At 43.2% G+C, this 19599-nt stretch carries 11 protein-coding genes; 3 read left to right on the top strand and 8 right to left on the bottom strand.

Features of this window, described 5'->3' with window-relative positions; all coding sequences use genetic code 11:
* Positions 1-98: 98 nt before the first annotated feature.
* Positions 99-941, top strand: a complete 843-nt coding sequence (locus tag F975_RS09845; protein WP_004752822.1) for a universal stress protein — start codon at positions 99-101, stop codon at positions 939-941.
* A gap of 121 nt (positions 942-1062) precedes the next feature.
* Here F975_RS09845 and F975_RS09850 read toward each other — a convergent pair whose 3' ends face one another.
* From F975_RS09850 to F975_RS09875, 5 genes are all read right to left on the bottom strand, one after another.
* Positions 1063-1728 carry an O-methyltransferase gene (locus tag F975_RS09850; RefSeq protein ID WP_004752823.1) on the bottom strand — a complete coding sequence of 222 codons (666 nt, stop codon included), beginning with the start codon at positions 1726-1728 and terminating at the stop codon, positions 1063-1065.
* A 92-nt stretch (positions 1729-1820) separates the two neighbouring features.
* Positions 1821-2558, bottom strand: coding sequence for a D-Ala-D-Ala carboxypeptidase family metallohydrolase (locus F975_RS09855; protein ID WP_081399812.1), 738 nt, complete (start codon positions 2556-2558; stop codon positions 1821-1823).
* Between the two features lie 131 nt (positions 2559-2689).
* A complete protein-coding gene (gene fdxA / locus F975_RS09860; protein ID WP_004752825.1) occupies positions 2690-3013 on the bottom strand; it encodes a ferredoxin FdxA in 324 nt (107 codons plus the stop codon).
* Between the two features lie 168 nt (positions 3014-3181).
* Entirely contained in the window at positions 3182-5824 is a 2643-nt protein-coding gene (gene mutS, locus F975_RS09865) for a DNA mismatch repair protein MutS (RefSeq protein ID WP_004752826.1), read from the bottom strand.
* A gap of 397 nt (positions 5825-6221) precedes the next feature.
* On the bottom strand, positions 6222-8795 hold the full coding sequence (locus F975_RS09875) for a PepSY domain-containing protein (protein WP_004752827.1): 2574 nt from the start codon (positions 8793-8795) through the stop codon (positions 6222-6224).
* Between the two features lie 463 nt (positions 8796-9258).
* On the opposite strand from F975_RS09875, the gene F975_RS09880 reads away from it, so the two are divergent.
* Complete coding sequence (locus tag F975_RS09880; RefSeq protein ID WP_004752828.1) at positions 9259-10566, top strand: SIP domain-containing protein; 1308 nt, start codon at positions 9259-9261, stop codon at positions 10564-10566.
* A 113-nt stretch (positions 10567-10679) separates the two neighbouring features.
* The gene (locus tag F975_RS09885) at positions 10680-11879 is read left to right on the top strand and encodes a multidrug effflux MFS transporter (RefSeq protein ID WP_004752830.1); all 1200 of its coding nucleotides are present in this window, start codon (positions 10680-10682) and stop codon (positions 11877-11879) included.
* 51 nt (positions 11880-11930) lie between these two features.
* Here F975_RS09885 and F975_RS09890 read toward each other — a convergent pair whose 3' ends face one another.
* Genes F975_RS09890 through F975_RS09900 form a run of 3 tightly spaced genes read right to left on the bottom strand, consistent with a single transcriptional unit; the run spans position 11931 to position 19598 of the window.
* Positions 11931-13331 (bottom strand): efflux transporter outer membrane subunit, encoded by a 1401-nt coding sequence (locus F975_RS09890; protein WP_004752832.1) that lies wholly within the window; start codon positions 13329-13331, stop codon positions 11931-11933.
* A gap of 1 nt (position 13332) precedes the next feature.
* Positions 13333-16449 (bottom strand): efflux RND transporter permease subunit, encoded by a 3117-nt coding sequence (locus F975_RS09895; protein WP_004752834.1) that lies wholly within the window; start codon positions 16447-16449, stop codon positions 13333-13335.
* Positions 16446-19598 (bottom strand): efflux RND transporter permease subunit, encoded by a 3153-nt coding sequence (locus F975_RS09900; RefSeq protein ID WP_034425936.1) that lies wholly within the window; start codon positions 19596-19598, stop codon positions 16446-16448. The genes F975_RS09895 and F975_RS09900 overlap by 4 nt, the downstream gene beginning before the upstream one ends.
* Between the last annotated feature and the right edge of the window lies 1 nt (position 19599).

Consider the following 19599-nt stretch of genomic DNA (forward strand, 5'->3'; position numbering starts at 1 on the left):
AGCTAAATTGCGATATCTGTAACTTGCAGCATCAACAACTTGTGCTACAGTAAAACCAAGAATTAGACCTAAGAGTGTCAACTCAAAGAGAGGCTATAATGAAACGTGTGATTGCTTGTATAGATTCTTCACCGTGTATCAATGCCATTGCAGATGCTGCGGCATGGGTCGCGAAGCAGACACATCGAGAATTGGTACTATTACAAATTTTGGATTACTATCCAGCCAGCTATCACTTAGGGGAAATCAGTGGTGTCATCGGGTTCGAAAGCAATGCCATGTTGCTCAAAGAACTTGCTGAACTTGAACAAAAACAAAGTGAGCTTGCTGTCAACTACAGCAATAATCTCTTGAATCACATCTCCAACATGATTAAAGAAAAACATGACATTGATGTCAGTATTATTCAGGAAAAAGGTGACTTTCTTGAACAAAGCTTCAATATTTTAAAAGAAGATGATATTGCAATTATTGGTCGAGTTGGGGAACGCGCTGCAGAAAAAAATAAAGCAATTGGAAGCAATGTTGAAAACTTTATCCGTGGGGCAAAATGTACCATCATGACGATTGGTGATCATTTTAAAGCACCCACCCGATTCATCTTTGCTTATGAATATTCACCAACCTGTTTAAAAATGATGCATCGTATTGCCGAAAGCGATTTACTACGCCAACTTCAATGTCACTTGCTTTATGTTGGTGATCATCCTGAAGTGCTTAAAGAACCTGAACATTTCCTCAAAGCACAAGGTTTAGATGTCGTAGTTGAAGCACGTTATGGCGATGTTGCGGAAAGTATCATGGAATATCAGTGCCAGCATGGCATTCAATTGGTTTTACTTGGCGCATTTAGTCACAGTAAAATTCATCAATTTTTCTTGGGCAGTATTACCACCACTATTTTCCGAAACTTAAATGTGCCGCTCATTGTCGCCAAATAGCTTTTCTAAAAAGTTGTCCATAGTTATCCGCATAATCTGTGGATAACTCTATGGACAGAATACTTAAGCTATTTATTTTTATACAAAAAAATCAATTGGTGATTTTTTGTTACATTCGCTGTTATTTGACAATTGCAATCGCAAAACCATCATGCCCTTTACTGCCGACAGTTTGTAAGGCAGTGCATGACAACAAGCGTGGATGGTCTTTTAATGCACTAAACGTTTCACGAATTCCTTCAATACTCGGTTTATGATTGTCTGGATTAATAATATCGCCTGCACGAATCACATTATCGAGCACAATAACGGTACCAGAGCGTGAAAATTGTAAACTTAGTTCCAGATACTCTGGGTAGCTTTGCTTGTCGGCATCAATAAAAATAAAATCAAATGGCTGAGTTTCAGCAGGCAAAGCGCGTAACACATCCGCAGCACGCCCGACTTTAAGTTCAACTTTTACAGGATAATTGGCTTGATCAATATTGTGCTGAGCCATGGCAGCATGGGTATCTCGCCCTTCAATCGTGAGCAAATAACCATCTTCAGGCAATGCTCGCGCCAACCATGCTGTACTATATGCAGCAAAAGTACCTAATTCTAAAACACGTTTACAGTGATTCATCTGAATCAGCATTTGCAACAACATGCCTTGATTTGGCGCCACTGCTAAATGGTTGGAAAGACCATGTTCAGTTGTATTTTGAATAATTTGTTGCAGTTTTGGATCTTCAGAAATTAAATGTGACTCGATGTATTCATCTAACGCTGTCCACATTTCTTGCATGATTGGCACACCTTATTTACGATCAGGTCATTGTATACATTTATGCTATGAGTTCAATTTCTCAGAAAAAAAAGAGATCAAAATGATCTCTTTTAAGCACGAGCTAAGTAGCCACTACACATAGAAGAGCTACGACTCAAGTTAGGTCCCCAAGTTCGATAGCCTTGTGTATCAATATGAATTTGCCCTGATGCATACAGTCCCAAGCCCATATTCAGGTTTTGCCCATACTGTGTCCAAAACTGACACAACTTGAACTTGGTATTTTCAATAAATGCCAGATCCCTCGGTTGTGGATACTTCTCACCAATGCGGAAATCGATTGCTGAATTAAATAAATGACGTGAAGAGTTGGCTCCACCTGCACAATGGTTGGTTGGCATGTCACGATAGACCGATGTCACTTCAAAGTCAGTCAACACTTTGGTTGCAACCAAGTATTTAAACACACGCAATGTGGCAACCTGATTTTCCCATAATTCGCGATTTGGTACGGCGTATTCGGAACTACTACATTTTTGCCAGTCACGCGCACTACGCAATAATTCAAACGCTGGAATAATATTGCCCACATGTTGCTGATCTAAAAATTTTTCATATTCATAAGCATGTTGACGATTATTACCTTGCGCTAGCCACAGATTATAAGAGTCAGGCACAACTTTCGGTGGAACGAGTCGTTCATTGGAGACCTGTTCCTCGGGAATATGGATGCGTTTACCCGTTTGTGAATAATTGTAGCCTGTTTGTTGCGTTGTAGTGGTACAGCTCACCAGAAATAACGAAACCACACCTGTGGTGAACAGATGCTTTGATACAGATTTAATCATTGGAGATAAAAGAGAGGGAGTACAATATAACAATTATTGTAATCCAATTCAGAGTAGCAATATTGAATTTTTTTAAACTAAATGTGATTTTTTTGTATAAAAAAAGATCAGCAAATGCTGATCTTTTACAATTATTTTTGTAAATATTGTAATTTATCTGCTTTACCGTTCCACTCTTCACGGTCTGCTGGCTGTTCACCAATTTGGGTGATGTTCGGCCATTTCTGTGAAAGATCAGCATTCAATTCAATAAATACGTCTTGACCTTCTGGCAACTCATCTTCTGAGAAAATTGCATTGGCTGGGCATTCTGGTTCACATAGTGCGCAGTCGATACATTCATCAGGGTTAATGACAAGGAAATTTGGACCTTCATAGAAGCAGTCTACTGGGCATACTTCAACGCAGTCTTGATATTTACATTTAATACAGTTTTCAGTGACAACAAAGGTCATGGCGACAGCTACCTAAAAAATATGGTTTCGATCAATTGCGCTATTGTAGGCAAAAAACCCCTGAACAAACAATTCCTTTTATTGATATTAATTATATAAAAGGCTGTTAATTTAAATTAAAACTGATTGATTCTCATTCACAACCAGTTTTATCTTAAACAAATCGGATTATTCAACAGGCTTTTTGGCTAAAGCTTTTAATTCATACAGTTGTTCAAGTGCCTGACGTGGCGTCAGGTTATCGACATCAAGCTGTTGTAAGTAATCCAAAGCGGGCGAAGCCACCTCAATTTCAACCGTTTTTTCAACAATTTCAATTTCAGGCTCAAGCTGCATAAACAAATCATTTTGTACCGAGGTCTGTAAATGTTGTTGCTGCTGCTTTTCCAAAATCTTGAGACGCTTTTGAGCATCCTTAATGACACTCGCAGGAATCCCCGCCAGTTTTGCCACTTGCAAACCATGACTTTGACTGGCTGGGCCTTGTTGCACTTTATGCAGCAAGATGAGCTGACCATTAAGTTCTTTTGCCGTGACATGATAGTTGTCAATGCCCGCTTCTTGTGCCAGTTCCGTCAGTTCAAAATAATGCGTGGCAAACAAACATAGACATTTCACCCGCTTGGTCAAGTCAAGTACACATGCCCACGCCAATGACAACCCATCATAGGTACTGGTTCCGCGCCCGACTTCATCCATGAGCACCAAGGACTGATGTGTTGCATGATGTAGAATTTGTGAGGTTTCGGTCATTTCCACCATAAAGGTCGATTTGCCTGTAGACAAATCATCGGCTGAGCCAATACGGGTAAATATACGATCAATTGGTCCAAGCTGTACTGCCTGTGCAGGGACAAAACTACCGCAATATGCCAGTAAGCTAATCAGTGCAGTTTGGCGCATAAAGGTCGATTTACCACCCATGTTCGGACCAGTCACAATCGCCATGCGGTGTTGTACATCCAAGAAAGTATCGTTTGGCGTATACGGTGCTTTATTGAGTGCTTCCACCACAGGATGACGACCTGCTGTGATTTTAATACCAATTTCAGGGCTAAAGCTTGGACGTGTCCATGTGTACAAACGCGCTTGCTCAGCAAAATTACTCAGGATATCAACTTGGGCAATTGCCGCACTCATCATCTGTAAATTGGCAATGTTTTGACGCAAGGTTTCAAGTAAGGCTTCAAACAGCATTTTCTCCCGTGCCAACGCCCGTGATTCACTCGACAGCACTTTATCTTCGAAGCCTTTGAGCTCTGGCGTGATATAACGCTCGGCATTTTTTAAGGTCTGACGGCGAATATAATCAGCAGGTGCTTGCTCGGCTTGAGCACGCGTCAGTTCAATGTAATAGCCACTGACACGGTTATAGCCAATTTTTAAAGTGTTAATACCTGTGCGTTCACGCTCTTTAATTTCCAGATCAATCAAAAACTGTCCAGCATGATCACGAATTTGGCGAAGTTCATCGAGTTCAGTATCGTAGCCTTCTGCAATTACATTACCATCACGTAGTAATACAGGTGGATGTTCAACAATCGCCGCCATCAACTCTTGATGTAATGCTTTAAAGTCACCAAGCTGCTGATCTAATTCATTTAAAAGTACTGATTTTTTAGACTGAATCACAGGTTGCAATGCGTGACGTAACAATGGAATTTGCGCACAGGCATGACGTAACTGCACCAGATCACGCGGGCGTGCGCTACCAAGTGCCACACGGCTCAACACACGTTCAATATCGCCAATTTCTTTCAGCACTAAACGTACAGGCGTTTCATGGTAGCCTTGCAACAATTGCTCAATCGCATCTAAACGCTGATCAAGCAAGACGGTATCACGAATTGGTTGCATCAAAGTACGGCTGAGCAAACGTCCGCCCATTGCCGTCTGGCAATGATTAATCAGTTGAAATAATGAAGTACCATGTTCAAATAACGGCTCAATAATTTCCAAGTTACGACGTGTCACAGGGTCAAGCGCAATAAAATCACTCGATTGTTCCAGTTGAATGGAACGGATATGTGGCAGCGCGGTTTTTTGAGTTTCTTTAGCGTAGTGAATCAATGCTGCAGCAGCAGCTTTCGCTAAGGGTAAATGGTCAATCCCAAATCCCGACAATGTTGCCACTGCAAACTGGTCACATAAGGTTTTTTGGGCATTATTTAAATTGAAATCGACATTTGGACGTTTGGTAATTGGGCAGTCCAGTTGTTTTTTAATGACTTCTAAAATGTTTTGATCAACCAGATCTTCATCAATCACAATTTCACTTGGCATCAGGCGTGCCAAATCAATCGGTAATTGCTCAGCCGTGTAAGTTTGTTGTTGGACTTTAAAAATACTGGCACTTAAATCCAGTAAGGCAATCCCGATCTGGTTTTGCTGGATACACAATGCCACCAAGTTCGAAGATTGGTAACTTCCAAGTAAAGCATCATCGGTCAACGTCCCTGGCGTTAAAATACGCACCACTTTACGTTCTACAGGACCCTTACCTGTCACCTCACCAACCTGTTCGCAGATAGCAACTGTTTCGCCTGCTTTAACCAAACGCGCCAGATAGCCTTCCGCAGCATGGTATGGTACACCCGCCATTGGAATTGGTTCACCATTGGTTTTGCCACGATGCGTTAAGGTAATCCCGAGTAATTTTGCGGCTTTTCGGGCATCGTTAAAAAATAATTCGTAGAAATCCCCCATGCGGTAAAATACTAAAGCATGTGGATGCGCCATTTTTACTTTTAGGTATTGCTGCATCATTGGGGTATGGGAGGAAAGATCAGCCATGATTTTACTGTCTGTCATATCAATTCATGCCTTTAAAATTTCAAAATTAAAATGCGTAAAAATTTGGCTTACCGACCAATACAAGTGGCGCATTTTAGCAAAAACTTATTGCTTGCCACACCGTAAAGCGAAATTATCTCAACAAATGCTTTTTAAAACCGCTGCTTTTAAAAGCATTTAAAAATAATGAATAAATACAGTTTTTAGCACTACTTGATTGAAGCCTAAGCACGCAGCTCGTCAAAAAGTAGCAATGATATGAAATAGACGATTTACCTGAAGAAAAGCAAGCAACGCAAAAGCATGTATTTAAAATAAAGACGACAAATAACTACGGGCCAATGTATGTATCTGTTATTGAGTTAAATGAGATCGCCAGAAAACATCAGCTTTCTGGCAATTCACATTTTAAATCTTAATAAACATCACGGCGGTAACGCCCTGCATCACGTAACTGCTGCAATAGCTCTGTACCTAAAATTTCTTCTAAAGCATGGTCAACATCGGTTGCCATACCCTGAATACTGCCGCAAACATAAAGTACCGCACCGTCAGCAATCCAGTTTTTTAATAATTCAGCTTGCTCACGTAAGCGGTGATGAACATATTGTTTTTCAGCCTGATCTCTGGAAAAAGCCAGATCCAAGTGTTGCAACATACCTTCAGCTTGCCAAGCATCTAGCTGTTGTTGATAAAAATAATCATGCTCACGCTGACGCTCACCAAAAATCAGCCAGTTACGCCCACGATTTTGCTGGATGCGCTGTTTCAATAAACTTAATAAACCTGCAATGCCTGTCCCATTACCAATACAAATGATAGGTCGGTCATCTTCAAGCAGATGGAATGATGGATTACTGCGAATCACAATCGCCATCTCTTGACCAATAACACTATGCTGAGTCAACCAGCCTGAACCTAAACCAAGTTGGCCCTGAGCATTTGACTGCTGGCGTACCACCAACTGTAGACACTGTTGCTCAGGAATACTGGCGATTGAATACTCACGTCTTGGCAGTTCGGGTAATTGTTCGAGCAATTCATCCAACGTGGCATAAGCACAAATGGGTTGGGTTAAATCTTTGCTACGTAACACTTCAAAAATCGTCTTACCTTGACTGGTGAGGCTTTCTGCTGAAATAGCTTGTTGCTGTAAAAATTGCTGAATACGTTCAACGCTATTTTGTGGTTGGATTTCAGCGATATCCCCCGCCTGCCATGTCACATCGGCTGTGGTTTGCAATTCCAGATGAAAGGCTGACGCACCTAGACTATTTGGATTCAGTAATTCACGTTTGCTCAGCGCCCAGGTTTCAAATTGCTTTTTGATTTCAACTTGCTGAACATCACTTGCCGTGACTTCTGCTAAAGCGTCATACCACTGCTGAATCTCTTTTGGATTGGCATTATTGACTTCAATTAACTTAAATAAAGGATTCGCACCTTGTCGAGCCAACCATGTATCCACTGCATGACCAAACTGGCAGAAACTTTCAGGGTACTCTTTAGACCCCAAAGCCAGCACCGCATAGTTTAACTGAGCCAAATCTGCACGACGCTTCATCAATTTTTTACTGAAACCAACAGCCAGATCAGGTGCCGAACCTGTACCATAAGTACTGACAATAAACAGTGCCTGCTGGGCTTGTTGCAAATCTTGAGCTGTTAACTGCTGTACAGATTTGACCGCAACGACATAGCCTGCCTGTTGCAAAGACTTGGCTGTTGCCAAAGCCAATTGTTCAGCCGTGCCTGTTTGAGTTGCGTAGCTAATCAGCCATGCCTGCTCAGTCAATACTGCATGTTCTGATCCTAAATCACCACGTGCCGCCTGAGTCAGACGTTTTTGCTTACGACGTTTTAGATACAACATCCAGCCTGTAACAAAGAATAATGGCATTGCCAGTGCTGCTAGCATGGCAATGAATTGATATACAGGACCAAAGAAACTGCCACGATGCACAGGCAACATGCTCGACATGATTTTCTCATTGAGCTTTTTATTGGCATACAAATCAACTTTTTCCAGTTGATTATTTTTGAGATTAAATACGGCGCTGTTACGTGCACGTTCATTTTGTGGAATTGCATCAACAAATGAAATTTTTACTCGCCCATCTGCCTGCTGCGGCACGGTGAAAGTCACACTCGAATAATCACGTGCAATCTGAGCATTAAAACCTGCCCATGCTTGGTTTAATTGCTGCTGAACCAATACATTTGACAATGTTGAACCTTGCTGTTCAGCGTCTGTACCGCGTTGCTGCATCCCTTTTGCTGGGCGCCCCTCAGGCTTCTCCTTTCCTCCGACACGAGTATTTTCCACACCCATGACTTTAAACATACCTGCACGCCACCAGTCATACGACCAGAATAGTCCTGTGCATGCAAACGTCAGATAAAACACCATGACCCATGTACCGACCACCGCATGCAAATCCCACAAAAAATTACGTCCTTTCAGGTGTGGTTTAATAGCAAGCCATTGTTTAAAAGAATGCTTTTTGGGAAATCGTAAATACAAACCACTGAGCACAAAGAAAATCAGAATCAGAGCACTGGCACCCGTCAATTGCTTACCAAATTCGCCAACGGTCAAAGTGCGGTGAAACTGCTCAATAAAACGGAAAAATGCCTGCCCCTTAATTTCAGGGAGAACTTCAGCCGTATATGGGTTGACCATCATGTCATAACCACGACGCTCACCTTGTTTTTGGATATTGACCACCGAAGATTCTGTCGGTGACTTGGTCACACTGATACTATTGATTTCTATCTTAGGTTGCTGCTGTTTAAAATGAAAAAATAATTCACTAGGTGTCAGTTTGGCGCGTGGCTGCTCTGTCACATTATAACTTTCTGGATTAATCAGCTTGGTTATTTGTGGCTGATAGGAAAAAATAGCACCACTGACAGCCATGAGTGACAAAATCAGACCTGCGGTGATACCCAAAAACCAGTGAATCTGGAACAGTGTTTTTTTCAGCATATTATTTATTGGATAGGTTCATTAAAATTGAAATAAATTATACCGAACATCTATGTAAATAATATGGATTTACATTCTCATTTAGAAAGATAATAAGAATTGCTCATAACTCACAGCTCAAGCAACCTACCAGTGAGATGAGAGCTATTCATTTCGCTCTGATATCAGCTGATGTTTCTCTCCTCAAAAGACCAGTTTCTCCACAATACATAGATATACAAAGATCGGTGGGTGGTAAATAACATACTCCGTATTTTTGAATATTTCTGTTCATTTTAGTTGTTACTTTTATTGCACATAAGCAATGTGACAACTCAGATCCTCCAAAAAATCTAGCAGCATATTTGGCTACATCTTGTCACATTTTAAAGCTAGGCTCGGGTTCAGATTCAAATAAATAAAATAGATATATCTTTTTTATTGTGTAAAATAGATATATCTATTTTTTATTTCTAGTCTTCCTATGCGTGGTAAATCCAATCACAAAGGTTTTGGGCATGGCGGTTTACGCTGGGTGGTCTTGCATCTGATTGCCCAAAAACCTCGTCATGGCTATGAGCTGATCAAAGCCATCCAAGAAATGACCAACGGCAACTACAGCCCAAGTGCAGGTATGGTCTACCCCTTACTTGCTGAATTACAGGAAAAACAACTGATTCGCATGCAAGCCTGTGCGGAAGATGCGCGTAAACAAAGTTATCAAATGACTGAACTTGGTCATCAGGTGATCGATGCATATAAAGAGCATATTCAGGAAATCTTGAACCGAATCAACATTCGTTCACAACAACCAGCGTTGGTTATCGATACTTTACATGTGCTTAAAAAACAGGTGCGTGAAGTATTGGCAGGTCGCCCACTGAATGCAGAAGAAGCAGAGATTTTTGTCAATGCACTCCAAACCGCTGCGACGACATTACAACAACTAAAACAGGATGCAACAGTGACAACAACTACAGCAACGCTCGATAAAAAACCTTACCGTGTGCGCCATCACCTCAAATTTCGTATTGTGACAGTACAAGAAGTTCTTCAAATTAGCCCAAGCCTGATTCGCATTGTATTTCAAGGTGAAGATCTCGCCGATTTTAAAAGCGACAGTTTTGATGACCATGTCAAACTGTTCTTCCCAGATACAGCAACAGGACATTTGGTCAAACCTGAAATGACTGAACAAGGCTTAAAATTTGCCGATGACATTAAACCGATTGCACGTGACTACACCCCGCGCCTGTTTGACCTAGATGCCAAAACCTTAACGATCGATTTTGTGATTCATGATGCAGGTCCTGCAACCAAATGGGCACAACATGCAAATATTGGCGATCAAATTGCCATCGGTGGCCCTCGTGGTTCAATGGTCATTCCAATGGTATATCAACATTATGTCTTGATGGGTGATGACACTGCCTTACCTGCAATTGCACGGCGTTTAGAGGAACTCCCTGCATCGGCTCAGGCAACAGTGATTATCGAAGTGAATTCGCCAGCCGATGAAATTGTTCTGGATTCGGCGGCTAAAGTTCAGATCACTTGGTTGCACCGTAAAGGTCAAGCCAGTGGTCAGGTGACTTTATTTCAGCAAGCATTACAAAATCTGTCTTTGCCACAACAGGATTATTTTATCTGGCTGGCCGCAGAAACTCAGGTCGCACGCCAGTTGCGTAAAATACTGGTCGAACAGTATCAGGTAGCGAAGCATGCGATTAAAGCGGCAGGTTACTGGCAACATGGTGCATCGAGCGCGCATACAGTCATTGATGACGAATAAGTTTTTTCATCGTTATCTTCTGATTCTAGACTCCCAAAACCTGAGTTGCTGATATGTGATGAACCAATCCAGCATCAGTAGCGTCACAGTCATCTTTTATTTTGGTATTTCTCATGCAACAAAAGCCATTTTCTCTGTTGTGGATCGCAGCGCTTGCCGTACTTACGGCATTGGGGCCATTCTCTATTGATATGTATCTGTCTGCCCTACCCACAATGGCAAAAGATTTATCGGTGAGCACTGCACAAATTGCCAATAGTTTACCGGCTTACTTTATTGGTCTGGCATTTGGACAGCTGGTTTACGGTCCTGTTAGCGACCATTTTGGGCGACGTAAACCATTATTTTTTGGTTTGACGCTCTATGTTCTGGCAAGTGCAGTGTGCGTGTTTGCCATGCACCTTGAAGTCTTGCTGATTGCACGTATTGCCCAAGCGCTGGGTGGCTGTGTTGGTGTAGTGGTGGCTCGCTCCGCAATTCGTGACCGACTTAATGGGACAGATGCGGCACATGCCTTTTCACTATTGATGATTGTTCAAGGGGTTGCACCAATTATTGCCCCTCTTATCGGTAGCCTAATGCTTTGGGCGTTCAACTGGCGTTCTATTTTTGTGGTGCTGTTGGTTTTGGGCATCATCAGTATGATCATTTCATATTTTAGATTTCCTGAAACATTACCCCCTGAACGCCGCCAAAAACATACAGTTAGTTCTGCACTGAAAAGTTATATCTATTTATGCCAAGACCGCAGTTTTATTGTGCCTGCTGTCGCCAGTGGTATTTTAATGGGCATGCTATTTACTTATATCAACAGTGCTTCAGAAATCATGATTGATCATTTAGGCGTCAGTTCAGGTATATTTGCTCTGTTATTTGGTGTGAATGCCTGTGGGATTATTGCAGTTTCCAACCTTAATCGTTTTCTAATCAAACGCTATGATTCACTCGAACTGTTAAAGTTAGGTTCAAGCATACAATTTTTGGGTGCAATTGTTCTGAGCGCTTTTGTGTTTAGCCAACATGTTGCCGTTTGGAGCATAATGTCGGGTCTGTTCATGATTGTGGCATGTGTCGGTTTTATTGGCCCCAATGCAACTGTTCTGGCCTTGTCCAAACAAGGACAACGCGCAGGTCAAGCCAGTGCACTACTCGGTGCATTACAATTTACCTTTGGACTGGTTTCAGGTGCAATTTTGTATCTTCTACCGCTAAAACTAGAAGTTTCAGTCAGCATCGTGATGATCTTGTATAGCGTGATTGGCGGCATACTGGTTCGGCAAATTCAACCGATTAAATCTCATCATATTGCTTAAAAGAGACATAAAAAAGACCTTACTAAACAAGGTCTTTTTTTTAAAGAAAAACTATTTTGGCAGGTCAGAACTTTGCCAACCTCCACCAAGCGCAGTAATGAGTGCCACGCTATTTTGCAATTGGGTCGACTGGAGCTGCAACAAGCTTTGTTCGCTTGATAAACGTGTGGCTTCAGTCGACGCGACATTGGTATAGTCAATCACGCCTGCATTGTACTGGTTACGTATAATCCGCGCGGTTTCCGTTGCCGCAGCCAAAGACTGACTGGTATGTTGCACTTCTTTACTTAAACTTGTGCCTTGCGCCAAATAATCTTCAATATTTTGCATGGCTTCAAGTACCGTCTGCTTATAGTTCGCCACTGACGCATCATAAGCAGCTCGCGCTTGTTTGACTTTCGCTTTGTTTGCGCCAAAATCAAATACCGTTTGTGTCGCAGAAGCACCCAATGACCAAAGCAAGTTTTGCGCGCTGATTAAATTAGACAAACTACTTGCTGCATAACCGCTTGAACCTGATAGCGTAATGTCAGGAAAATACCCCGTAATCGCAATACCGATGGCTTCATTTGCTGCAGCCACACTGCGCTCAGCAGACGCAATATCAGGACGGCGTTCGAGTAAGCGACTTGGTAAAGTCAATGGTATGCTTGGAGGTTTAGGCAATGCTGCCTGATTGACTGGTAGATCAAATTCGGCAGGCATTTTCCCGATGAGTATGGCAATAGCATGTTCATACTGGGCACGTTGCCAAACCAAGTCTTCACGTGCTGACTTGGCACTATACAGTGACTGCTCAGCCTGAGTCAGATCGGACTTGGCAATCACACCTTCTTTATATTTGGCCGCCAAAACCTTACGATAACGTGTATAGGTGTCAATTGTTTTGTCATACAGCGCAATACGTTTGTCCAGAACCCGCAGCGCAAAATAATCCTTAGCCAAGGTCGTCTGAGCACTTAAAGTAGCATTGGCAAGGTCTGCTGCACTGGCTTGTGCCGAGGCTTGATTTTCACGCACGGTGCGTTTCAGTTTACCCCAGACATCCAACTCCCAGCTCAAACTCGCCTTGGCACTATAACTGTTACTTGGCTTTGCCTGATTTTGTTCGCTACGCGTAGCATTGCCTGTCGCGTCTATACTCGGATACTGATTGGCTTTCGCCTGTGATACCAACGCCGCAGCCTGTTCATACTTGGCAACGTACTGGGCAATATTCTGGTTTGACAGCACTACTTGCTGCTGTAAATGATTTAAAGTTGCATCTTGGTAAATTTCCCACCACGCGCCACGGGTTTGCTGATCTTGTGGCTGGGCGACTTTCCAGCCTTGCACTTCCTTATAAGTCACAGGCATTGAAATCTCAGGCTTGGTATAATTTGGGCCTACCGTACAACCTGAGAAAATCGGCAACGCACAACATAAAGCGAGGCATAATTTATTTTTTAACATATCAATGCTCATCATTCAGGGGCACTTGCGATGAATTCGGACGTTTCCAGAACGATTTCACCCATGAACCAAAACGATCTAAATACACATACACCACAGGCGTTGTATACAAGGTTAATAACTGGCTAAATACCAAACCACCACAAATGGCAATTCCCAATGGGCGATGCAGTAATGAACTTGAACCTGTCTGTACAATCAGTGGCAATGCACCAAAAAATGCAGCCAAAGTGGTCATCAAGATAGGACGGAAACGCTTATCACAGGCTTTGACGATCGCTTGCTCGGGCGAAAGCTGCTGCTGTTTTTCTGCGGTTAAAGCAAAATCAATCATCAAGATTGCATTTTTCTTCACGATCCCGATCAGCAGTAAAATCCCGATCAATGCAATCACTGTGAGCTGCGTGCCTGTGAGCATCATCAGAACTAGTGCGCCGACTCCTGCCGATGGCAAGGTCGACAAGATCGTGACTGGATGAATCCAGCTTTCATACAGCATACCCAGCAAAATATAAATGGTGGCCAAAGCCGCCAAAATCAGCCACGGCATTTGTTTAACCAAAGTTTCAAACACCTGTGCTGTCCCTTGCAAGCTGCCATGAATCGAATCAGGCATTCCGATTTTCACCATCGCTTGTTCAATCGCGGCTTTGGCTTGCTGTAAAGACACTCCATTTGCCAAGTTAAAGGCAATCGTGGTCGTTGCCATCTGACTTTGATGGGCAACCGATAATGGTGCAGTGGTATATTCCAGATGCGCAAAGGCTGAAATCGGAATCGACTGATTATTACTGGTCAGTACATACAATTGCTTTAAGACTTCAGGGTTTTGAATGTAATTGTTATTTAAACCAATAATGCTGTAATACTGGTTCAGCATTTGATATTGAGTTGCAATTTGACGCTGACTAAATGCGTTATTTAAAAAGGTATCAATTTCATTGACATTTAAACCATAACGCTGTGCTACAGCGCGATCAATCACCACTTTGACGTCCAAACCGCCTGACTGTGCATCACTATCGACACTGGTCAGTTCAGGTAACTGTTTCAAGGTCGCATAAGCTTTCGGGCTCCACTCGCGCAATGTTTGCAAATTATCACTTTGCAAACTGTACTGATAAGTAGCATTGGCACTACGTCCGCCAACACGTAAATCCTGAGCTGGCATTAAAAATAACGATGCCCCTGCCATGTGGCGAGTTTTCATACTGATACGATTGGCAATTTGCATGGCTGTTTGTGTACGTTGACCTTCATCTTTGAGGCGAATATAGAAATTTGCCGTATTACGAGCACCAAAACCACCACCACCCGTTGAAGCAATCACATATTGAATGTCTTTATCTTTTTGCAGCATATGGCTTATCGCTTTCAGCCGCGGTTCAAGCGACTGGAAACTGGTGGCTTGATCGGCACGTAATTGCCCCATCAGCATGCCATTATCCTGATCAGGGAATAAGCCTTTTTCCACAGCTCTATACAGATAGACATTACCGATCACAGTCAGCAATAACGTAACCATGGTCAGACGCTTATGCTTCATCACGACCGCAAGACTACTGACATAACTCGCATGCAATTTGTCTAAACCTTTACCCATCCATGCCATGACACGGTTTTCTTTTTCCTCACCTGTTTCTTTCTTTAACAAACGCGAACACAACATCGGCGTCAGCGTTAAAGAAACAAACATAGAAATGAGCAACGCTACCGATAAGGTCACGGAAAATTCACGAAACAAACGCCCTAGCACGCCACCCATCAACAGTAATGGAATAAACACCGCAATCAAAGATGCTGTCATCGACAAGACCGTAAATCCCACTTCCTTGCTACCTTTCAGTGCAGCATCCATCGGATTCATGCCATCTTCAATATGACGACTAATATTTTCCAGCACCACAATCGCATCATCGACCACGAATCCCGTGGCGACAATCAACGCCATCATTGACAGTGCATCGAGGCTATAACCCAAAGCGTACATGGCAGCAAAAGTACTGACAATTGAAATCGGCAAGGTAATCGCGGGAATCAGCAAAGCATGACCTTTACGCAGGAAAATAAATACCACTGAAATTACCAATAAGATGGCAATAATCAGTGTTCGTTCAGTTTCATGCAAGGCACTACGAATATTCAATGAACGGTCAATTGCTAAAGTAATTTGTGTGCCTTTAGGCAACATTTCATTCAGCACAGGAATCAACGCTTTAATCGAGTCAATGGTTTCCAGCATGTTCGCGCCAGCCTGACGCGTCACCGCAATCGAAACTGAGGGTTGATTATTAAAATAACCTGCCGAATAAATATCCTGAATCGAATCCGTCACCGATGCCACATCGTGCAGACGTACAGCCGCACCATTACGGTAAGCCACAATCAGGTTTTGATAATCTTTGGCTTTGGTGAGCTGCCCATTGGCATCAATCCACCACGTATAGTGATTCCCACTGAGCAAACCTCGCGGAGAATTCGTCGTGGCGTGATCTACTGCTGCGCGTACTGTATCTAAACTAATGCCATAACTGGTGAGCTGTTTGGGATCCAGATTAATCCGCACCGCAGGCAAAGCACCACCGCGAATAGATACCTGTCCAACACCCTGCACCTGTGCAATTTTCTGCTGTAACTGACTTGAAGCCAAGTCATATAACTGCCCACGGTTTAAGGTGTCTGAGGTCAATGCCAACATTAAAATCGGTGCATCAGAAGGATTTGCCTTACGATAGGTCGGCAAAGTTTTCATACTGCTTGGCAACAAACTGCGTGCCGCATTGATTGCTGCCTGCACATCTCGCGCTGCGCCATCAATATCACGGTTTAAGTCGAACTGCACAACAACATTGGTTGAACCCTGACCACTGGTCGAGGTGAGTTCAGTAATTCCTGCAATCTGCCCCATAGCACGTTCAAGCGGAGTAGCGACAGTCGCTGCCATGGTTTCAGGGCTTGCTCCTGCAAGACTGGCTTGCACCATAATCGTTGGCGTATCAATTTGCGGTAACGGCGCGACAGGTAACAAACGAAATGCCAGTACCCCAAGCAAGGTCAGTGCCAGACTGACCAAGATCGTTGCTATTGGTCTTAAAATAAAGACTTTGGACAAGTTCATGACACTGCCCCTGATTTTTTCCGTTGCGTTAATTTTTCAAACGCCAGATAAATCACAGGTGTAGTAAATAAAGTCAGGAATTGACTGAAAATCAGACCACCAACAATCACTAAACCAAGAGGTTGACGCAGTTCTGCTCCTGAACCTGATGCCAGCATCAACGGCACTGCACCAAGTAGCGCAGCACAGGTAGTCATTAAAATTGGACGAAAGCGCAGTAAACATGCCTGATAAATCGCATCGTGCGCACTTTTCCCTTGCCGCTTCTCATCAAGCGCAAAGTCAATCAACATGATGGCATTTTTCTTCACAATCCCGATCAGCAAAATAATCCCGATCAGTGCAATCAGACTAAATTCTGTGCCTGTTAGTTTCAGTGCCAGTAATGCACCAATTGCTGCCGAAGGTAAAGTCGACAGTACTGTAATTGGATGAATCCAGCTTTCGTACAAAATTCCCAGTACGATATACATGGTGATTACGGCTGCAAGAATCAGCCATAAAGTATTTTGGCTAGATGAACTGAATGCTTCGAGTGAACCCTGATATTGCAGATTAACCGTATCTGGCATCTGGATTTTTTGCTTCACATCATCAATTGCCTGGCGTGCTTGTTCAATCGAGTAACCATCAGCAAGGTTAAAGGATACCGTTGCCGCTGGCGTCTGGTCACGGCGTGCATAACTTAAATAACCCTCTTTTTCAGTGACTGTAATCAGGTTACTCAGCGGCACCATACTGCTGCTCGCCGTACTATTTGTGCTGGTTGAACTGGCAATGCTCGTAGTGGTCGATGTTGATGATGAACTGCTTGAACTGGTTGCTGCTTTCAGATAAATATGCGAAAAGGCTGACAGATCCTGTTTATATTCAGGTGGGACTTCAAGCACCACACGGTACTGGTTGGCTTGAGTATAAATGGTTGAAATTAAATGCTGACCAAAAGCGTTATACAATGCTGTATCAATATCACTGGCGGTTAGTCCATAACGACTGGCTTCATCGCGATTGATTTGCACATACGCAACTTTTGCCCGATTTTGCAAATTGGTATTTACATCTTTAAATTCAGGACGTTCTTTGAGTGCCTCAACAAATTGCGGTGCCCAATTTTCCAGATCGCTCTGAATAGAAGTATCTAGCGTCAATTGATACTGGCTTGGTGTGACCTGATCATCGACATTCAGGTCTTGGCTTTTAATTGCATACAGTTGAATCCCTGCAATTTTCGCAGCACGCTCTTTTAAACGGGCAATCACCACATCGGCTTTATCGCGCTCACCAAAATCTTTCAGGCTAATCTGCAAACGCCCCATATTCAGTGAGGTGTTATTGGCAGCATCTACCCCAACAATGGATGCAATCGAATCTACGGCAGGATCTTTTTGCAGCTCGGTTGCCATTTCCTGCTGACGTTTCACCATTTCAGCATACGACACATCTTGTGAGGCAAGGGTAATTCCCTGAATCTTGCCTGTATCCTGTGCGGGGAAAAATCCTTTAGGAATCCATAGATATAAGGCGGCTGTCACCACAAGCGATAAAATCGCAACGCATAATGTCAATGGTTGATGATCCAATACCCAAAGCAGGCATTTTTCATAAACCTTGAGCAATTTATCAAAACCACGCCCAAAACCTTGTGCCAGTTTATTGTGCTTTTCTTCAGGAATATGTTTCAGCAAATATGCACTCAGCATTGGCGTCAGGGTCAACGAGACAAACATCGACACCAAAATCGACACTGCAAGCGTAATCGAAAACTCACGAAACAGACGACCAATGACATCGCCCATAAATAACAACGGAATCAGCACGGCAATCAGCGAAATAGTCAGGGAAATGATGGTAAAACCAATTTCCTGTGAACCTTTCAATGCAGCAATCAGGGGTTTTTCACCATTCTCAATATGCCGCTGAATATTCTCCACCACCACAATCGCATCATCAATCACGAAGCCCGTGGCAATCGTCAGCGCCATCAAGGTCAAGTTATTGATCGAGAAACCTGATAGATACATCACGCCAAAAGTTCCCACAATCGACAATGGCACGGCTAAACTTGGAATCAGCGTGGTTGCAAAAGTCCGCAAGAACAAAAATGACACCATGACCACCAAGGCAATCGCCAAGATCAACTCAAACTGCACATCAGAAATTGAAGCACGGATGGTATCGGTACGGTCAGACAAGGTAGTGATTTTTACAGAAGCAGGCAAACCTGCTTGAAGCTCAGGCAACTTGGCTTTAATGGTATCGACAATAGAAACCACATTGGTGCCTGGTTGACGTTGAATATTAATAATAATCGCAGGCTGACCATTTGCCCAAGCTTGTTGATATTCATCTTGCGGCGCTTGTTCAATGGTTGCAACATCGTGCAAATACAGTGCCTGACCATTTTCATATTTTAAAATCAAGTTGCTATATTCATCAGCGGTTTGTAACTGGTCGTTGGCATCAATGGTAACCGAACGCTCAGGGCCGTCAAATCCGCCTTTAGAGCCATTAACGTTGGCAGCATTAATGACAGTATTCACATCAGCCAGAGTAAGTCCGTGACTGGCTAAAGCTGCAGGGTTAGCACGAATTCGTACCGCCTGTTGCTGACCACCAGCAAGGCTCACCAAACCTACACCCGAAATTTGTGACAATTTCAGTGCAACTCGCGTATTAATCAGGTCTTGGACTTTAGTCAGCGGCAAGGTGTCTGAGGTTGCTGCCAAAGTCAAAATTGGGGTATCCGCTGGGTTAACCTTTTTATAGGTTGGTTTATTGGGAAGATCCGATGGCAAGAGTGAGTCAGCCGTATTAATGGCAGCCTGCACTTCCTGCTCGGCAACATCCAGCGAGGTATCAAGGTTAAATTTCAGGGTAATCACCGATGCGCCACCTGAACTGGTGGAATACATCTGGTTCAAACCTGCCATTTGCCCAAGTTGCCGTTCCAGTGGGGCAGTTACCCCACTGGTCATGACCTCAGGCCCTGCACCAGGAAACTGTGTCGTCACCTGAATGACGGGATAATCGACTTCAGGCAATGCCGAAATAGAAAGGCTTCGATAAGCCAATAGACCACTTAAGATCACCGCAATCATCATGAGCATTGTGGCGATCGGTCTTTCAATAAATATGCGAGATGGATTCATA

The organism is Acinetobacter brisouisimilis, from assembly GCF_000368265.1.
In the GTDB taxonomy this organism is placed as follows: domain Bacteria; phylum Pseudomonadota; class Gammaproteobacteria; order Pseudomonadales; family Moraxellaceae; genus Acinetobacter.

What these genes read in the sequence shown, in the direction of transcription:
- F975_RS09845 (WP_004752822.1), top strand. Translation starts at nt 99, where the DNA reads ATGAAACGTGTGATTGCTTGTATAGATTCTTCACCGTGTATCAATGCC.
- F975_RS09850 (WP_004752823.1), bottom strand. Translation starts at nt 1,728, where the DNA reads ATGCAAGAAATGTGGACAGCGTTAGATGAATACATCGAGTCACATTTA.
- F975_RS09855 (WP_081399812.1), bottom strand. Translation starts at nt 2,558, where the DNA reads ATGATTAAATCTGTATCAAAGCATCTGTTCACCACAGGTGTGGTTTCG.
- fdxA (WP_004752825.1), bottom strand. Translation starts at nt 3,013, where the DNA reads ATGACCTTTGTTGTCACTGAAAACTGTATTAAATGTAAATATCAAGAC.
- mutS (WP_004752826.1), bottom strand. Translation starts at nt 5,824, where the DNA reads ATGACAGACAGTAAAATCATGGCTGATCTTTCCTCCCATACCCCAATG.
- F975_RS09875 (WP_004752827.1), bottom strand. Translation starts at nt 8,795, where the DNA reads ATGCTGAAAAAAACACTGTTCCAGATTCACTGGTTTTTGGGTATCACC.
- F975_RS09880 (WP_004752828.1), top strand. Translation starts at nt 9,259, where the DNA reads ATGCGTGGTAAATCCAATCACAAAGGTTTTGGGCATGGCGGTTTACGC.
- F975_RS09885 (WP_004752830.1), top strand. Translation starts at nt 10,680, where the DNA reads ATGCAACAAAAGCCATTTTCTCTGTTGTGGATCGCAGCGCTTGCCGTA.
- F975_RS09890 (WP_004752832.1), bottom strand. Translation starts at nt 13,331, where the DNA reads ATGTTAAAAAATAAATTATGCCTCGCTTTATGTTGTGCGTTGCCGATT.
- F975_RS09895 (WP_004752834.1), bottom strand. Translation starts at nt 16,449, where the DNA reads ATGAACTTGTCCAAAGTCTTTATTTTAAGACCAATAGCAACGATCTTG.
- F975_RS09900 (WP_034425936.1), bottom strand. Translation starts at nt 19,598, where the DNA reads ATGAATCCATCTCGCATATTTATTGAAAGACCGATCGCCACAATGCTC.